Origin of the sequence: Delftia sp. Cs1-4 (assembly GCF_000214395.1) — a bacterium.
Taxonomy (GTDB): domain Bacteria; phylum Pseudomonadota; class Gammaproteobacteria; order Burkholderiales; family Burkholderiaceae_C; genus Comamonas; species Comamonas acidovorans.
In genome coordinates this window covers 3,877,014-3,894,095 of sequence record NC_015563.1, presented here as the reverse complement: position 1 = coordinate 3,894,095, position 17,082 = coordinate 3,877,014, and the positions used below count along the sequence as shown (strand labels likewise).

The window sequence follows — 17,082 nt, the reverse complement described above, 5'->3', positions numbered from 1 at the left end:
ACCTGGCGGCCTAGGCGCCTTCCGCACCCCGGCGAATGGCGGCGCTCTGCGCCGCAGGGGCTCCCTGGCCGTCACGCGCTGCGGCTTTGCGTGCCGGCAGCCATCGGCAGGCAGCCAACGCCGCCAGAACCGCCAGCGCCGCGCAGCCGAAGATGGCCTGCAGCCCGTGGCCCAGCGCGGCGGTGACGGCATCGGCGTGTGCTGCCAGGGGGCTGGCCGCAGCCAGCTCCTGTTTCATCAAATGGGTGAGCAGGGCTGCCAGCAAGGCCACGCCGGCGGCGCCGCCCAGGCTGCGCAGCATGACGGGTGCCGCCGTGGCAATGCCCAGGTGCCGGGCCGGCGACACACGCTGCGCCACCACGGTGATGATGGGAAACATCAGCCCCAGTCCCAGGCCCAACGGCAGCAGTCCTGCGGACAGGGCCAGCGGCGCCTGCGGCAGCCAGTGCAAGGCCGCGGTGATCAGCCCGAACGACAGCAGCATCAGCACGCAGGCCACCCGGGCGAGCGACGCGGCTGGCGTCTGGGCGCGCAGGCGCCGGCCGCTGCCAATGGCCCCTGCGGTGATGCCGCCCATCAGCGGCGCAAGGTGCCAGGCGGAACCGGTAGGCGACAGGTGCAGGCCAATCTGCAGATACTGCGGAAGGAAGACAACGGCCGCATACAGCGCAACGCCCGTGGACAGAGCCAGGAAACTGACTGCCGCGTAGGCCGGGTGGGCAAACAGCGACAGGGGCAGCAGCGGATGGGTGGCGCGGCGCTGGCGCACGAAGAATGCCAGGGCGAACTTGGCGCCCAGGGCCAGCAGCACCCACAGCGACAGCTGCTCGGGCAGATTCAGATGGCTGTGCTGGGTGGCCAGCAGCAGGCTGACCAGGGCTGCGGCCAGCAACACGGCACCCAGCCAGTCGATGCGCTGGCGGGGCAGGGGCTCGGTGGCAGCCTCCGGCGCAGCCGCCCTGGCGGGCAGCGCCCATGCCAGCACTCCCCAGGCCAGCCCTGCGAGCGGCACGTTCAGCCAGAACGCCCAGTGCCAGGACAGATGCTCCACCAGCGCCCCGCCCAGCAGCGGGCCGACCATGGTCGATACGCCATAGGCGGCGCCCAGCAGGCCCTGGTAGCGGGCCCGTTGCTCAGGCGCAAACAGGTCGGCAAGGGTCAGCATCGTCAGCGTCATGAGTCCGCCGCCGCCCGCGCCCTGCAGGGCACGCGCCAACACCAGCTGCTGCAGGTCATGGCTTGCGCCACAGGCCAGGGAGCCGGCCAGGAACAGGCCGATGGCCAGCAGCAGCATGGGCTTTCTGCCCAGCACATCGGCCAGCCGGCCGTACAGCGCAATCACCACGGTGGCCGCCAGCAGATAGGCCGAGAACACCCAGGCCAGCGGCCAATGGCCCGGCAGTTCGCGGGCCATCACGGGCAGGGCGGTCGAAAGAATGGTCTGGTCCAGGGCCGCGAGGACGAGCGTCAGCACGAGCATTGCGAAGCAAAGCCGGGGCAGGTTCCGCCGACCGGGCGGGGAAGTCAGCGAGGTTGTGGGCGTGGGCGTCATGGGCGTGCAGCGGCGAGGGCTTGGGTTGAGGCAACGGCCGCCAGTGTCGGGAGCGGTGTGGGTTTTGTACAGTGCAATGTATTGAACGTATGATTTCGCATGGCGAACACATACGACCTCAACCTGCTGATTGCACTGGATGCCTTGCTCAGCACGGGCAGCGTGACGCAGGCGGCCGGGCGCATGCACCTGAGCACTCCCGCCATGAGCCATACGCTGGCACGCATCAGGGAGGCGTTTGGCGATCCCATCCTGGTGCGTGCGGGCCGCAGCCTCGTGCCCACGCCGCGCGCCCTGGCCCTGGCGGAGCCGGTGCGCGCGCTGCTGGCCCAGGCGCGGGCGCTGCAGGACCCTGTCGATGCGGGAGGACTGGCGGGCCTGCGCCGCCGCTTCGTGGTGCGGGCGCCCGAAGGCATTGCCGTCGTCTTCGGTGCCAGCCTCTCGCGTGCGCTGGAGGCGGAAATGCCGCTGGCCAGCCTGCAGTTCCTGCCCGAAACCCATGCCGACCCCGGGGCCCTGCGCGAAGGCCGCATCGACCTGGATGTGGGCAGCTTTCGCAGCATGGACCCGGAAACCGAGAGCCTGGTGATATCGGAGCAGACCTTGGTGGGCGTCGTGCGCGCCGGCCATCCCCTGTTGAAGTCCACCAGAAAGTCGCAACGGCCGAGCGCCGCGCAGTTCGCCGCCGCGCGCCACGTCGGCATCACCCAGCGCCCGGGTGAAAGCTCGCCCGTGGACGCTGCCCTGGAGGCGCTGGGCCTGCAGCGGCAGCTGGCGCTGCTGGTGCCCAGTTCGTTCTCGGCCCTGATTGCGGCTTCCCGCACCGACCTGGTGGCCTGCGTGCCGACACGCACGGCGCATGGCATGGCTGCATCGCTGGGGCTGGTGGTGTTTGCCTTGCCCATCGACGTGCAGGTGCAGCCCATGCGCATGGCCTGGCATCCGCGCCATCAGGCGGATCCCGCGCATCAATGGTTGCGCGACTGCATTCAAAGGCAGCTCGATGATCCGCAATGGATCAGGCCTTCCGTGGCATCGCTGACGGATGGGGCCGGCAGAGGGGTGACCTGAGCCGCACCGTGGCGGGAGGGGCCCGGTTCTCCCACCATCGGTCTATGCTCGCGGCATGAACGCAAGCAAGACCCTGCTGATCGTCTACCACTCCATGACCGGCGGCACCCGCCAGATGGCCGAGGCCGCGCGCGACGGCGCAGCGGCCGAAGGCCAGGGCGTGCAGGTGCGCCTGCTGCACGCCTCCGAGGCCGGCCCCGACGATGTGCTGTCCGCCGACGGCTACCTCTTCGCCACCCCGGAAAACCTGGCCGCCATCAGCGGGCAGCTCAAGGACTTCTTCGACCGCAGCTACTATGCGGCGCTGGACCACCTCAATGGCCGGCCCTATGCCAGCCTCATCTGCGCGGGCAGCGACGGCCAGAACGCCGCCCGCCAGATCGCCCGCATCGCCACCGGCTGGCGCCTCAAGCCCGTGGCCGAGCCCCTGATCATCTGCACCCACGCCCAGACCACCGAAGCCATCCTGGCGCCCAAGCGTATTGCCGCAGCTGAGCTGGAGCAGTGCCGGGCGTTGGGGGAGGCGATGGGGGCCGGGCTGGCGCTGGGAGTCTTTTGAGGGTTGCCAGCATCTTGGGTACCCTACATTTCTTGGTGGCCCGGTCGCCCGGTGTTGTTCAGCCGAACAGGCGCGACCAGAATCCGCCTTTTCCACCCACCTGCTGCCGGGCTCCCTGCATGTGGGCGCGTATGCCGAGCAGCTGGGCATCGTCCGGATCGTGGCGCAGCGCGATCTCGACCAGTTCAGGCTGAAGGTGCGAGGCCTTGAGCTGGCCCAGGGCCCTGAGTGCGGTGACCTTGTGCGCATGAACGAAGCTCATGCTGCGAACTTCCCATTGCGCTTGCTGTTGCTGCTGCGAAAGCTGCGCATAGCGGCGCTCGGCTTCGGCCACGATGTCGAGGACGTCCTGGTGGTGGCTGGTCTCGTTGAGATAGGCGCATGCGGTCTGCGCGCAGTCCAGATACAGGCCGGTATCAAGCGCGTAGTCCTCCATCAGCAGCAGGGACAGGTCGGTGGCTTGCTTGCGGTTCCCCAGTTGCCGATAGGCATGGCGCAGGTTTTCCAGCAGGGCCTGGAAACAGGTCTGCTGCAGCCCGGCTTCGAGGACGGCGGCCGCCTGTTCGTACTGTTCCTGCGCGTTGTACAGCACGCCCAGGTTGTTGCAGCACATGGCATAGGTGTGGATGTCCAGCGCGGCGGGCGCGGCCTCCTGGCCGTTTGCCGGCGTGCCGGCGCTGGCGAAGCGCTCCAGACAGCGTTCGTAGAGTGTGGTCTGCAGGCGTTCGATTTCCTGCAGGGCCGCTGCATCCGTGTCGGGGCGCTTCCACTTGCCCACGGTCACGCCGGCCGTGTAGTAGTCGGGTGCCGCCGGGCTATCAGCCAACTCGGGATAGGAAAAGATGCTGCGCCAGGGCACGGCATGCTCCATCTCGAAAATGCGGGCTTGCAAGTCCACCTGGGGCTGCAAGGCATGAGACTTGCGGTAGGCGGCCAGCGCGGGCTCGGGTTCGTCCAGCCAATAGTGGGCACTGCCCAAATAGCGGTGTCCATAGGCATTGCCTGGTGACATTGCCAGTGCGCGCTGCGCCCATTCGCCGACCTGGCGCAATGCCGCACTGCGGTCCTCGGTGAATTGGTCGCTGGAATCGAGATACACCAGGCACAGCATCAGCCATGACCATTCGCTACCCTGGCCTGATTCGGCAGTGGCCTGAATGCTGGTCAAGAGGCTGGCAATCGCTTCGTTGTCCAGATGGCTGAAAACCGTGGTGCCGGACCATAGCGCATGCATGCGCGCGTGGTCGCCCTGGCTGAAGGAATGCATTCCTTGGGAAATCAGTCGGTCCATGGTCTGTTGGGAATATTGTGGGAGGCGCCATCGTATCCGCTGTGTTTGACAGGAGGATGGGGCATCACTCAATCGGAGTGATTAGACGCCTTTGTAGAAAATGTCTGAACAACAGGTCAAAGCCCCGTCAACTGCGGCAATGCCTTCTCGCAGGCCTTGCGGCACAGGTAGCGCAGGTCGTGATCGCCATCTTCACTGCGCAGGTAGCCGGCACCGGCGGCGTTGATGTTCCATTCATAGACCTTGCCCGAGCGCAGCAGCCGTCCGCTGAAACTGCAAGGCAGGATGATGGATTCCTCATGGAAGCTGCCAGCCGAGACTTGCTTTGCCGTCGCGAAATAGCGGGCCACGTCGGCGGCGTCCAGGCTGACTTTCTCGCATCCCATGGTCTCGCCCGTGCCTACGGAACGGGTGACGGGGCCGATGACGGAAATGGGTGCCGCCTTGGCCGGGTGTTTGGGCGTGGATGTGGAAGTAGATGAGGCCTGCAGCGGCGCATGCAGGCACAGCATCACGGCAGCCCAGGCGGCAATGCGCAGGCTGCGAGAGGGATTGTTGAAAAGCGTGCTGGATGGCATGGCTCAGGCCCCCGTGAAGATGTAGCGCAACAATTGGGCGCCTTCCGTCGCCTCCTTGCGGGCAATGGCGCCGTGGGAGTAGACATCGGACAGAAGCTTGAGCTTGTAGTGGTCCACCAATTGCTGGGTCAGCCATTTGGTCTGGAACAGCTGCGATTGGGTGGGCGCCTCGTAATCCTTGGTCGATGGCAGGAAACGGCCCACCACCTCGATGCCCACGGAGTCGCTGTTGGCCGGATAACGCAACGGATAGGCCTTTGTGTTCTCGTGCGATGACACATTCTTGGCCCGCTTGCTGAAGCTCAGGCCCTTTTGGTGCAGCAGGGCATTGATGTTCTTGAGTTCCGTGGGATCGCAGGTGCTCTCGTTGACGCAGCGCGGCTGAAGAATTCCCACATGCCAGCAGATCTTTTCCAGACTGGCGGTTTGGTAGATCTTCCCGTCCTTCTCGATCAGAAAGTGCGCCCCCGTCTTTTGGCCGCTCTTGTAGGCATTGAGCACGCTGGCGGCCGTGGACGAGTCAGTGCGGTGTAGCACGATGGATGTGACGGACAGCAAGGCGCCGTGCTCTATGGACGGATAGGTCTTGACTTCGACGCTTTTGTCTACCATCAATCCTTTTTCGATAGTGGCCAATTATTTCTCCCTCTGTATTCCGGCTGAATGAATGCGAATGGCGGAAAGCCGGGAGAGCATACGGGCGGAAAGGGGAAAAATAATTCGAAATGTACTGTGCACCTCTTTATTGGAAATATCTTGAAACAATTGGGTGGGGTTCATGAAGGATGTATGAATTCCAGAAATCTCCGGAATTCACAGGGGCTCAATGGCGGCGCAATGCAATGCCTGCGCGATGGCCCACGACTGCAACGAGGATGAAGCCCATTCCCGCCCACTGTGCGGCTGACGGAACAGCGCCAAACCAGACCAGATCCACCAGCAAGGCCATGGCGGGGTAGACGAAAGACAGTGCCGCAATGGCGGGCGCCGGCAGCCGCTGGAATGCGGCATACATCACCGTGTACATGAAGGCCGTATGGACCAGTCCCAGGGTCAGCACCATGGAGGCGGCGCGCGCTGACAGCAATTGAGGGCTGGCTGCGGCGATATGGGTGAGCAGGGGCAGGGCCCACAGGCTCAGCACCAGTCCGCCCGCCAGCATCTGCAGCATGGCGATCTGGGCCGAGGGCATGTGGCCCAGGCGGCGCGTGGCGACCGTGGTGCCTGCGTAGAGAGCTGCGGCCAGCAGGGCCAGGGCGACGCCGACCCACGCGCCTGTTCCAGCATGCGATGCATCCATGCCGTCCAGCCCGACCAGGCCGCTGCTCAGCGCCACGCCCAGCAGGGCCAGCAGCAGCCAGGGCAGCTTGCGGCGTTCGACGGGCTCGCCCTGCAGCGCCGAAAGAGCCAGCAGCATGAAGGGCTGCACGTGATAGACCACGGTGGCCACGGCGATGGAGCTGTAGTGGTAGGCGCTGAAGAGGGCGACCCAGTTCAATACCAGGGCGATGCCGCCCCCGGCCAGCCACAGCCATTCCCGGCCTTGGGGTCTGACCCATTCACGCCGCCAGGCCAGCCACAGGCCCAGGCCCAGTGCGCCCAGCACGCAGCGGGCGAATACGACCAGCAGCGGCGGCAGCGCGCTTTCCACGACGAGCAGGCCGATGGTGCCCGAAAGCGCCATGGCCAGCAGCATGCGCCAGGTGCCGCCCTGGCTGGTTCGAGGCCGTGTGGGTGAGGTTGCAGAGGTGAGGCTGGGGCTGTGGGACATGGTGTGGATTCCTGGGCGCGCTTCGGTATGGAGCGCATGGCCGTATCTTGCGGACCCTGCAATCAATCAACAATCCACCAGTCATTCAAATTAATATTGCCTGCCATGCAACAAAGACCGGAGTAGCGCCTTGCCCGATACCGCCATGCCCCTGGATGAAATGCTGGTCTTCGCCCGCGTGGTGGAGCACCAGAGCTTTGCGGGCGCGGCCCGGCAGCTGGGGCTGACGACCTCGGCCGTGAGCCGCAGCGTGGGGCGGCTGGAGGCGCACTTCGGGCTGCGGCTGCTGCAGCGCACCACGCGCTCGCTTTCGCTGACCGAGGCGGGGGCGGAGATCCACCAGGCCTGCCTGCGGCTGGTGGAGGATGCCCAGGCCGTGCAGGCGCTGGCCGGCCAGCTGCGCCAGCAGCCGCGCGGGCTGCTGAAGATCAGCGCGCCGGCCGTGCTGGGCGATATCTGGCTGTCGCCACTGCTGCCGGGCTTTTGCGCGCGCTGGCCCGAGGTGCAAGTGCAGGTGGACATGACGGACCGCATGGTGGACCTGGTGGCCGAGGGGCTGGACCTGGGCCTGCGCATCAGCGTGCTGGGCCAGATCGCGCCGGGGCTGGTGGCGCGGCCGCTCAAGACCATCCGCTATGTGCTGGTGGCCACGCCCGGCTATCTGGCGCGGCATGCGCAGATCACGGAGCCCGGGCAACTGCTGGCGCATCCCTTCATCAGCCTGGGCTACGGGCAGTTCCAGAACGAGGTGGAATTGCGTCCGCTCCACCCTGCGGCCGCGCCCGCCACGCGGCTGCTGGTGAATACGCCCATCACCATTGCCAGCAGCCTGGGCATCATCCACGCGCTGCAGCAGGGGCCGGGCATCGGCGTGGTGGCCGACTTTGCGGCGCAGGCGGCGCTGCAGGCCGGGCAGCTGGCGCCCGTGCTGCCGGGCTGGGCGCTGTGCGGCAAGTACGCGCCGCGCGTGGTGCATGCGGTCTATGCGCCCACGCGCCATGTGCCGCTGAAGCTGCGGGCGCTGATCGACTACCTGGTCGAGATGGAAGGCGAGGGTGCCTCGGCCTAACCCATGCGCCTGCGCAGCGCCGCGCTGGCCCAGTCCACGGCCACGGACAGCGCCAGCATGGCGATGATGACGGTGCTGGCCTGGGCGTAGTGGAACAGCGACAGTTCGAAGTACAGCAGCTGCCCCAGCCCGCCCGCGCCCACGAAGCCCAGGATGGCGGCCATGCGGATGTTCATCTCCCAGCGGTACAGCGTGTAGGCCAGCAACTGCGGCGCGGCGCCGGGCAGCGTCGCGTAGAGGAAGGCCGTGGCGCGGCCGCTGCCGGACAGGCGCAGCGCTTGGGTGGGGGCGGCGGGCTGGTTCTGCAGGGCCTCGGCATACAGGCGCCCCAGCACGCCGGCCGTGTGCAACGCCAGCGCCAGCGCGCCTGCGAACGGGCCCAGGCCAACGGCCAGGGCGGTGATGGTGGCCCAGACCAGCTCGGGCACGGAGCGGAGCACGTTGAGCACCAGGCTCCAGGGAGCGCGCCAGCGCGGCAGCGCCAGCAGCAGGCCCAGCACGGCCGCCAGCAGGGTGCCGACCACGGAGATGGCCAGCGTCTCCCACACGCCCACGGCCACCTTGCGCAGCCATTCGGCGCTGGTGTCGGGCGGGAAGAAGCTGATGACGAATTCCAGCATGGACCGGCCCGCCGCGCCGGTGAACAGCGAGGGCAGGTCCATCTCCAGCATGGCAAAGCTGGCGGCCACGCCCAGCGCCAGGGCGGCGCAGGTGAGGGCGCTACGCCAGCCCCAGGCGCTGGCACGCGCGGCGGGTGGCGTGTCCAGCGCGCGGCGCAGGCCGCGCGAGAGCAGGTCGGCACCCCAGACCAGCAGCATGAAGGTCAGCAAGATGGTGGAGGCCTCGCCGCCGTTGAGCATCTTCATGGCCTGGTCCATGAGCTGGCCTAGGCCGCCCGCGCCCACAAAGCCCATGACCACCGAGGCGCGTATGGCGCACTCCCAGCGGTAGACGGTGTACGAGGTCAGTTCGCGCGCTGCCTGGGGCAGCAGGCCGTAGAGCATGGCCAGCGGCCGGCGCGCGCCGGCCTGCGCCAGGGCGCGTGCGGGAGCGGGGTCGGCCGATTCCAGGATTTCCGCATAGACCTTGGCCAGCATGCCGCCATAGGTCAGGCCCAGGGCCAGCACGCCGGCGGCCGGCCCCAGGCCGAAGACGCGTACGAAGACCAGAGCCCAGACCAGCTCGGGCACGCCGCGCAGGATGGTGAGCAGGCCGCGCGTGACGGGGTTGAGCGCCCGCCGCTCGCGCGCGGCGCCCGTGACCAGGTAGGCCAGCGGCACGGCCAGCACAAAGGCCAGGGCCATGCCGGCCGTGGCAATGGCCAGGGTCTCCAGCGTGGCGCGGCCCAGGTAGCCGAGGAAGTCGCGCCCGGTCTCGGGCGGAAGAAACGTGGCCAGAAAGCGGCCGATGACCTGCAGGTTGCCGGGATCGAACAGCGCGTCCAGGCTGAAGCCCGCGCCCTGGAACAGCGGCCACAGCACGACGGCGGCCAGCACCAGGGCGCCGAGGCGGCGGGGCGCGGCGGGGTCACGCAGCGCGTGCAGATCGGAACTCAACGGCATGCGGATGCGGACAGCGGTGCGGCAAAGGCGGCGGGCGCGGGTGTCCACGCAGGGCGGGAGGGATCATCGCCAGGATGCTCGGACCCATACAGCGCACGCAGGTGTTCCTGCGTGACTTCAGCCGCCGGCAGGTCGAAGGCGATGGCGCCATCGCGGATACCCACGATGCGCGCAAAGCAGGCCAGCGCCAGGTCCACGGCATGCAGGCTGGCCACCAGGGTGGCGCCGCGCGCGGCCGCTTCGTGCACCAGCAGTTGCACGGTGGACAGGGCCAGGGCCGGGTCCAGCGCGGCCACGGGCTCGTCGGCCAGGATCAGCTCGGCCTGCTGGTAGAGCACGCGGGCAATGCCCACGCGCTGCAGCTGCCCGCCAGAGAGCTGGTCACAGCGCGCGAACAGCTTGTCCGCCAGCTGCACGCGGGCCAGGGCCTCGCGCGCGCCGGCGGTGTCCTGTGGGTACAGCAGCGAGGCCAGCGCCTTCCAGGCCGGCCACCGGCCCAGCCGCCCGGCCAGCACGGCCGTGACCACGCGCTGGCGCGGCGGTATGGGCGGAGCCTGGTGCACCGTGCCGATGCGCGCGCGCAGCAGCCGCGGAGCCCCCGCGCTGGACGCAGGCACCTCGTCGCCCAGCACGCTGCGCCGGCCCTGGCTGGGCGCCAGCGCCGTGCCGATGACGGACAGCAGCGTGGTCTTGCCCGCGCCCGAGGGGCCGATCAGCGCAATGGCCTCGCCCTGGCGTGCGGCCAGCGTCACGCCGCGCAGCGCAATGCCGCCGCCGGCGTGGGTCAGGCCCACGCCTTGCAGTTCAAAGCTCATGGATTGCGCCTGCCGCGGCTTACTTGAGCAGGCCGGCCGACTTGGCGGCGGCCTCGATGCCTTCGTAGTTCGAGGCCTGGGTGGGCACGAAGCGCGCGGCGCGCTGCAGCTCCAGGATGGCCTTGTGCTCGGGCTTGGCCGGGTCCAGCGCCAGGAAGGCGTCGGTCAGCTTCTTGACCAGGGCCGGGTCCAGGTCGCCGCGCACGGTCCAGTTGTAGTCGAAGTAGGGCGGCGTGGTGGCGAACACGCGCACCTTGCTGGTATCGACCTTCTTGGTCTCCACCAGCTTGTCCCAGACCGATGCGTTGAGCACGCCGGCCTCGGCCTTGCCTGCGGCCACGAAGGCCACGGTGGCGTCATGCGCGCCGGAGAAGGCCACGGTCTTGAAGTCCTTCTCGGGGTTGATGCCGTCCTGCTGCAGGAAAAAGCGCGGCATCAGGCTGCCCGAGGTGGACGAGGGCGCGCCAAAGGCGAAGCTCTTGCCCTTGAGGTCGGCCAGGGTCTTGATGGCGGGGTTGGCCGTGATGAACTTGGAGGTGAACTTGGCGTCTTCCTCGCGCTGCACGATGGGGATGGCCGTGCCGTTGGTGCGGATCTTGGCCTGCACGAAGGTAAAGCCGCCCAGCCAGGCCAGGTCCAGCTTGCGCGTGGCCAGCGACTCGACCACGGCGGCGTAGTCGGTCACGGGCGTGAACACCACCTTCATGCCGGTCTGTGCCGAGAGGTACTTGCCCAGCGGCTCGAACTTGCGCTGCAGCTCGGTGGGAGCTTCATCCGGGATGGCCGAGACGCGCAGCACGGCGGGTTCGGCGGCCAGCGCGGGCAGGCTGGACAGGGTGGAGGCGGCCAGCACGCAGGCAGCCGCCTGGCGCAGCGCCGAGCGGCGCGCAGGAATGTGGTTCATGGATGGGCTCCGTTCAATCAGCCACCGCCGTCCGGATACACGGCGGTTTAATAAGGCGCCCGGGGTTGACCCGGGCGCCGAAGGTACAAGGGCGGTACACCGACCGCTGAGGCTGCATTGTAGGGAGCGGGCTTTTCCGTTGGGGAGCGTCAGATATGGGACCGCAGCAAGCTTCAGCGGCTCCGCAGTTCCGTCTACTGTAGGCGCAGAGTGAACTGGACTTCTCCTGGATACCCCATGCAGGACGTTTGCGACCGGCTGGTGACAGGGTGGCCTGGAATGCCAACGGCGTCCCTGTCGAAATGCTCCGGCACATAGAGTTTTTTATCGAGATTGAGCCGCTTGATCGAAGCAAGACGCTCCAGCGAAAACAGGTTGGCGCTCGTGGCAAGTCTGATATCGGTCCAGAGCCGCTGCAGGGCAGGCTCTGCCAAGGTGTTGTTGCCGGTGGCGCGCGCCGTCAGAAATCCCTCGGGAAACGCTCGTTCGTAGTGTCCAACCCGGCTGTTTGATCGAGCGGGAAGACGGGCAAGAAAGGGTTCTGCCAGTGCTAGAGGGTCAATCCAGGTCGCCTGGGACCCCGCAGCGAAGGCTGTCATTCCTATGTTGCATTTTGCGTAGACGGCGGGGGGCTGTTTGCGCAGCTTGTCACCTTCGACAAACCATGGATGAAGCTTCCAAGAGTGATGCTCCAAGACGCGGCGCATACCAAGCTCCTGGTAGTAGAACCCTCGCTCATTGGCAATTCCAGAGGGCATGACGAACCGTTGCTGATAGCTGATCGGCGAGAGGACGGTGGCATGCAGGGCGCCCGTGGACGCCACCAGCAACAGGGCCCATGTGACGGTGTAGAGAGAAGACAGCTCCACCGTGCCGAGCACAAGAATCGAGAAAACCAATGGTCCTGCCAAGAAGCGTCCGGCCATGTAGTCGCCGCCCACATAAACGAGATAGCCAAACCAGAGCGCAATGCCTGCTGCGATGGGGCGCAGGGCGGCACGCGTGAGGCCAAAACCCAGCCCAGCCAGAATGGTGACCAAGGTAGGGAGGTCGTATTCATACGCATGGACTACTAGATTCCAGGCCTGCTGTGCTGACTGGGCTGCCGTCAGACCATTCAACACCTTGGCGATGGCGGTGTTGGGTACTGGTGAACCGAAATAGAAGAGGGAGAACAACGTCCACAAAACGGCCGGTAACAGGCCAGGCAAAAACTGCCTTACCAGAACAGCAGGCTTGTCGCGGCTGGCGGCCAGGCTGGCGACAAGCGCAGGCGCCACAAGAACGACGGCATCGGGACGGTTCAGAAAAAGCAGTGCCGACAGCGCGCTCAGGCGCAGCACGCGGTGCGGATGTTCGGTTTTCCAGGCGATGAAGAAAAGAACCAGCAGAACATGTGTCAGCGGATTTTCCAGCCCTGAGGACGAGTAGTCGACAAATGCCTGGCACCACAGCAAGGTCGAAAGCGCGAGCAGGCTGCGCAGATGGGGACCGCCCATGGCCTTGAGGCACAAGAGACAGAAGACCAGCATGAGCGCGGCACTCAGCCCGATCGAAGACCAATATGGATCACTGCTGAGCCATACCAGGGGGCTCAGGAGAAACATCCACAAGGGATGGGTGAAGACCTGAACTCTTTCATCGATGTTCCACCTCAGGCCATGGCCGGCAATCCAGTTGTCGATGACGCGAAACGTGATGAAGGCGTCTTCGGCAACCCATGCCGTCCGATAGAACGCCAGGAAGAAGGCGAGGAGCAACAGCGTGGCAGCCATCCAGCGCGTTCGGAGACTCAGTGCGGGTGTCATGCCAGTACGTTAGCAGAGGGTGCTGGTTACAGGCTGGCCCCGTGGAGCGGCCCAGGGGAGAAAGCAACAGCCTTCTCCCGCTTTTTTCAACAGCTGATCAAACCGCCAGCGCGCGCATCTCGGCGATCAGGTCGGCCTTGCCCTCGAAGCCTATGCCCGGCAGCGGCGGCAGGGTGACGTGGCCGTTGTCCACCTGTACGCCGTCGGGGAAGCCGCCATAGGGCTGGAACAGGTCGGGGTAGCTTTCGTTGCCGCCCAGGCCCAGGCCGGCGGCAATGGCCAGCGACATCTGGTGGCCGCCGTGCGGAATGCAGCGGCTGGACGACCAGCCATGGGCCTTGAGCATGTCCAGCGTGCGCAGGTACTCGACCAGGCCGTAGCTGAGCGCGCAGTCGAACTGCAGCCAGTCGCGGTCCGGGTGCATGCCGCCGTGGCGGATCAGGTTGCGCGCGTCCTGCATGGAAAACAGGTTCTCGCCCGTGGCCATGGGGCCCTGGTAGACCTCGCCCAGGCGGGCCTGCAGTTCGTAGTCCAGCGGGTCGCCGGCTTCCTCGTACCAGAACAGCGGGTACTGGCCAAGGGCGCGGCCATAGTCGAGCGCGGTGGCCAGGTCGAAGCGGCCGTTGGCATCCACTGCCAGCTGCTGGCCCGGGCCCAGAATTTTGAGCACGGACTCGATGCGCTCGCAGTCCTCGGCCAGCGAGGCGCCGCCGATCTTCATCTTCACCACCGAGTAGCCGCGCTCCAGGTAGCTTTCCATCTCGCGGCGCAGGCCGTCCAGGCCCTTGCCGGGGTAGTAGTAGCCGCCAGCGGCATAGACGAAGACGCGCGGGTTGGGCGTGCCGCTGCCGTAGCGCTCGGCCAGCAGCTGGTACAGGGGCTTGCCCGCTATTTTTGCCGTGGCGTCCCAGACGGCCATGTCGATGGTGCCCACGGCCACCGATCGCTCGCCGTGGCCTCCGGGTTTTTCATTGATCATCATGCGCGCCCAGATCCTGTGCGGGTCCAGGTTGTCGCCGCTGTCGTCCAGCAGGCTGCCAGGCTCTGCTTCCAGCACGCGCGGGATGAAGCGCTCGCGCATCAGCGCGCCCTGGCCGTAGCGGCCGTTGGAGTTGAAGCCGTAGCCGATGACGGGGCGGCCGTCGCGGATCACGTCCGTGACCACGGCCACCAGGCTGAGCGTCATCTTCGAGAAATCGATGTAGGCGTTGCGGATGTCCGATTTGATGGGACGGGTGGATTCGAGGATGTTGACGATTTTCATGGTGCTTGCGGATGAAGGATGGGTGTCGGGGTGGGCTCAGCGCGGCAGCGACGAGCCGCCGCAGATGGCGATGTCCTGCCCCGTGATGGCGGCGGCTTGCGGCGACAGCAGGTAGCCGACCAGGGCGGCGATCTCGGCCGGCTCTATCAGCCGGCCCAGCGGCGGTAGGCGCGGCGCGCTGCCGGCACGGGCGGGGTCGCCCAGCATGGCGGTGGCCGTGGCAGCCGGGGAGACCACGTTCACCGTCACGCCCTGGCCAGCGACTTCGGCGGCCCAGCTGCGTGCCAGCGCAACCAGCGCGGCCTTGGTGGCCGCGTACTGCCCGCGCCCGGGCATGCCCTGGGCCACGCGGCTGCCGATGAAGACCACGCGCCCGCCGCCGCGCGCTGCCATGCCGGGCACGATGGCGTCGGCCAGCCGTGTGGCGGCATCCACATGCAGGCGCCACATGAGCTCGCCGCCCGCGTGGTCCAGCAGGCCCAGCGGCCCCACGCGCAGCACGCCTGCGGCATGGACCAGGGCATCGGGGGCGGGCCGGTCCCGGTTGGCCTGGGCCGCCTGCGCAATGGCAAGGCCGTCGCACAGGTCCACGCGCAGCGGGTGGAAGGCTTCATGCGCCAGGCTGGCGGGCGCCAGGTCCAGGCCGGTCACGCGCCAGCCTGCATCCAGCCGCGACTGGGCAATGGCGCGGCCTATGCCGCTGCTGCTGCCGGTGACCACGGCGTGGCGCAGTTCATTCGACACGGATGTTCCCCTCGGTCACGATCTTCTGGGCGCGCTCCATGTCGTTGGCCTGGAACCTGGCGAAGTCCTCCACGCTGCCCGGCGACAGCAGCAGACCCTGCTCGCGCAGCTTGTCCTTGAGATCGCCCGCCAGCGCCTTGTTGACCTCGGTGTTGAGCCTTTTGATGATGTCGGCCGGCACCTTGGCCGGCGCCCACAGGCCGTACCAGCTGTAGAACTCGTAGCCGGCAATGGTCTCGCCCACCGTGGGCACATCGGGCAGGCTGGGCGCGCGTTGGGCCGAGGTGACCGCCACCACGCGCAGCATGCCGCCCTTGTGGTACTGCAGGGAGCCCAGGATGGGGTCGATGAAGCCGTCGATCTGGCCGCCGATCAGGTCCTGGAAGGCGGGGGCCGTGCCTTTGTAGGGGACGATGAGGTAGTCCAGCTGGCCCGCGCGCTTGAGCAGTTCGGTGGACAGGTGGCCTGCCGAGCCGATGGAGCCCACGGCAAAGGTCATCTTGCCCGGATGGGACTTGGCATAGGCCATCAGCGACTTGATGTCGGTGATGGGCAGGTTCTTGTTGATGGCCACCGACAGCGGCGCCTTGGCCACCAGGGCCACGGGTGCGAAGTCCCGGTTGACCTGGTAGGGCACGGTCTTCATGGTCATGGGCGCCGTGGTGAAGGTGGAGGCGTTGAACAGCAGCGTGTAGCCGTCCGCCGGGGCCTTGGCCACGATGTCGCCGCCGATCACGCCGTTGCCGCCGGGCCGGTTGTCGATGATGAATTGCTGGCCAGTCTGCTCGCCCAGCTTCTGCGCCAGTTGCCGGCCCACGGCGTCCAGCGTGCCGCCGGGCGGGAAGGGAATGACCACGCGCACGGGCTTGGCAGGCCAGGCCTGGGCACCGGCCGGGCCGGCCAGCGCCAGCAGGGCGGCGCCTGCGGCAGCGCCCAGGGCCGCGCGGAGGAAATGATGGCGTTGCATGGTGTCTTGTCTCCTGTCGTTCTTTTGTTGTTGTCCGAAGGGGCCGCGCAGCTCGGGCCGGGCCGGGCCAGGCTGGTTGCGCGGCAAGAGCCTGTGTCTGTGTGTGGCCTGCGGCCTGCGTTCAGCGCTTGAGCAGCCCGGCCTGCGCCACGGCAGCGCGCAGGGCCTGCAGCTCCTGGGCGTTGGGCGCCTCGGTGGGCGGGCGCACGGTGGCGTCGTCGATCACGCCGGCCAGGTACATGCCGCCTTTCATGCGGGCGTGGGCCTCGCCCGTGGGCTCGCCGCCGCCGTAGACGGCGTCCTTGAGCGGCGTGATCACGGCCTGCACCGCTATGGCCTTCTTCAGGTCGCCGGCCTTGACGGCATTCCACAGGTCGATGATGAGCTGGGGGATGAAGGTGGCGAAGCCGACCAGGGCGCCGTCCACGCCCTGGACCATGGAGGCCAGCAGGTACTCGTCATGGCAGGTCAGGATGGCCTTGGCGGGATTGGCCTCGCGGATGGCCTGGATGTCGCGGGCGTACTTGTTCATGTCGCGCTGGCCCACCTTGAAGGCCTGCACGTAGGGCAGGCGCGCCAGCTCGGCCAGCAGCTGCGAGGAGTAGGAGGCGCGCGTCCAGGCCGGGTAGACGTGGCAGACCAGGTCCAGGTCCGGCGCGGCGCGGTGGATGGCCTCGAAGTACTGCAGCGCATGGCCGGGCGTGAAGCCGAAGCGCAGCCAGTGGTGGGGCGGCATCACATCCAGCGCCACCGCGCCTGCGGCCTGGGCGGCACGCGCATGCTCGGCCGCATCGGCCAGGCCTTCGCAGACGATGGAGGAGATCACGGGCAGCCGGCCCCGCAGCTCGTCGGCCACGATGCGCGTGACCTCGGCGCGCTCGGCCGGCGTCAGCGCGAACACCTCGCCCGTATGGCCGTTGGTCATCACGGCGACCACGCCCTCATGGCCTGCCAGCCACGATGCCAGCCTGCGCAGCGCGGGCTCGTCGATGCGGTGGTCGGGCGTGAAGGGGCAGGAAATGGCGGGAATGATGCCGCGATAATTCGAGATGGAAGGCATGAGGCTTGTCTCCGTTTTGGGATGGGTGTGAACGACGGATGGATCATTTCCCGCCGCGCCCGCACGG

The 17,082-nt window shown here is 67.3% G+C and carries 16 protein-coding genes; 3 read left to right on the top strand and 13 right to left on the bottom strand.

Annotated elements, in window-relative coordinates; all coding sequences use genetic code 11:
- Window positions 1-10: 10 nt before the first annotated feature.
- Window positions 11-1,480, bottom strand: a complete 1,470-nt coding sequence (locus DELCS14_RS17025) for an MFS transporter (RefSeq protein ID WP_267232435.1) — start codon at window positions 1,478-1,480, stop codon at window positions 11-13.
- 171 nt (window positions 1,481-1,651) lie between these two features.
- On the opposite strand from DELCS14_RS17025, the gene DELCS14_RS17020 reads away from it, so the two are divergent.
- Window positions 1,652-2,623 carry a LysR family transcriptional regulator gene (locus DELCS14_RS17020; RefSeq protein WP_013802754.1) on the top strand — a complete coding sequence of 324 codons (972 nt, stop codon included), beginning with the start codon at window positions 1,652-1,654 and terminating at the stop codon, window positions 2,621-2,623.
- 55 nt (window positions 2,624-2,678) lie between these two features.
- Complete coding sequence (locus DELCS14_RS17015) at window positions 2,679-3,182, top strand: NAD(P)H-dependent oxidoreductase (protein ID WP_013802753.1); 504 nt, start codon at window positions 2,679-2,681, stop codon at window positions 3,180-3,182.
- Between the two features lie 58 nt (window positions 3,183-3,240).
- Here DELCS14_RS17015 and DELCS14_RS17010 read toward each other — a convergent pair whose 3' ends face one another.
- From DELCS14_RS17010 to DELCS14_RS16995, 4 genes are all read right to left on the bottom strand, one after another.
- Window positions 3,241-4,449: a hypothetical protein gene (locus DELCS14_RS17010; RefSeq protein ID WP_228676776.1), complete on the bottom strand. Its 1,209-nt coding sequence runs from the start codon at window positions 4,447-4,449 to the stop codon at window positions 3,241-3,243.
- A gap of 140 nt (window positions 4,450-4,589) precedes the next feature.
- The gene (locus tag DELCS14_RS17005; RefSeq protein WP_013802751.1) at window positions 4,590-5,051 is read right to left on the bottom strand and encodes a hypothetical protein; all 462 of its coding nucleotides are present in this window, start codon (window positions 5,049-5,051) and stop codon (window positions 4,590-4,592) included.
- A 3-nt stretch (window positions 5,052-5,054) separates the two neighbouring features.
- Window positions 5,055-5,663, bottom strand: coding sequence for a peptidoglycan recognition family protein (locus DELCS14_RS17000; RefSeq protein WP_013802750.1), 609 nt, complete (start codon window positions 5,661-5,663; stop codon window positions 5,055-5,057).
- Window positions 5,664-5,874: 211 nt separating this feature from the next.
- Window positions 5,875-6,822 carry a DMT family transporter gene (locus DELCS14_RS16995; RefSeq protein WP_013802749.1) on the bottom strand — a complete coding sequence of 316 codons (948 nt, stop codon included), beginning with the start codon at window positions 6,820-6,822 and terminating at the stop codon, window positions 5,875-5,877.
- A gap of 145 nt (window positions 6,823-6,967) precedes the next feature.
- Here DELCS14_RS16995 and DELCS14_RS16990 point away from each other — a divergent pair, with 145 nt between their 5' ends.
- Window positions 6,968-7,891 carry a LysR family transcriptional regulator gene (locus tag DELCS14_RS16990; protein WP_013802748.1) on the top strand — a complete coding sequence of 308 codons (924 nt, stop codon included), beginning with the start codon at window positions 6,968-6,970 and terminating at the stop codon, window positions 7,889-7,891.
- Here the strand turns inward: DELCS14_RS16990 and DELCS14_RS16985 are convergent.
- From DELCS14_RS16985 to DELCS14_RS16950, 8 genes are all read right to left on the bottom strand, one after another.
- The gene (locus DELCS14_RS16985; RefSeq protein ID WP_013802747.1) at window positions 7,888-9,453 is read right to left on the bottom strand and encodes a phosphate/phosphonate ABC transporter permease; all 1,566 of its coding nucleotides are present in this window, start codon (window positions 9,451-9,453) and stop codon (window positions 7,888-7,890) included. The two genes, DELCS14_RS16990 and DELCS14_RS16985, sit on opposite strands and share 4 nt — an antisense overlap.
- Entirely contained in the window at window positions 9,444-10,268 is an 825-nt protein-coding gene (locus DELCS14_RS16980) for a phosphonate ABC transporter ATP-binding protein (protein ID WP_013802746.1), read from the bottom strand. The genes DELCS14_RS16985 and DELCS14_RS16980 overlap by 10 nt, the downstream gene beginning before the upstream one ends.
- Window positions 10,269-10,287: 19 nt before the next feature.
- A complete protein-coding gene (locus DELCS14_RS16975) occupies window positions 10,288-11,172 on the bottom strand; it encodes a putative selenate ABC transporter substrate-binding protein (protein WP_012205176.1) in 885 nt (294 codons plus the stop codon).
- Between the two features lie 194 nt (window positions 11,173-11,366).
- Window positions 11,367-12,947 (bottom strand): hypothetical protein, encoded by a 1,581-nt coding sequence (locus tag DELCS14_RS16970; protein WP_043796247.1) that lies wholly within the window; start codon window positions 12,945-12,947, stop codon window positions 11,367-11,369.
- A 130-nt stretch (window positions 12,948-13,077) separates the two neighbouring features.
- Window positions 13,078-14,244 carry a mandelate racemase/muconate lactonizing enzyme family protein gene (locus DELCS14_RS16965; protein ID WP_013802744.1) on the bottom strand — a complete coding sequence of 389 codons (1,167 nt, stop codon included), beginning with the start codon at window positions 14,242-14,244 and terminating at the stop codon, window positions 13,078-13,080.
- 36 nt (window positions 14,245-14,280) lie between these two features.
- Complete coding sequence (locus tag DELCS14_RS16960) at window positions 14,281-14,988, bottom strand: SDR family oxidoreductase (RefSeq protein ID WP_013802743.1); 708 nt, start codon at window positions 14,986-14,988, stop codon at window positions 14,281-14,283.
- A complete protein-coding gene (locus DELCS14_RS16955) occupies window positions 14,978-15,955 on the bottom strand; it encodes a tripartite tricarboxylate transporter substrate binding protein (protein ID WP_013802742.1) in 978 nt (325 codons plus the stop codon). Before DELCS14_RS16955 ends, DELCS14_RS16960 begins: the two co-directional genes overlap by 11 nt.
- Window positions 15,956-16,076: 121 nt before the next feature.
- Window positions 16,077-17,015, bottom strand: coding sequence for a dihydrodipicolinate synthase family protein (locus DELCS14_RS16950; protein ID WP_013802741.1), 939 nt, complete (start codon window positions 17,013-17,015; stop codon window positions 16,077-16,079).
- Window positions 17,016-17,082: the final 67 nt, after the last annotated feature.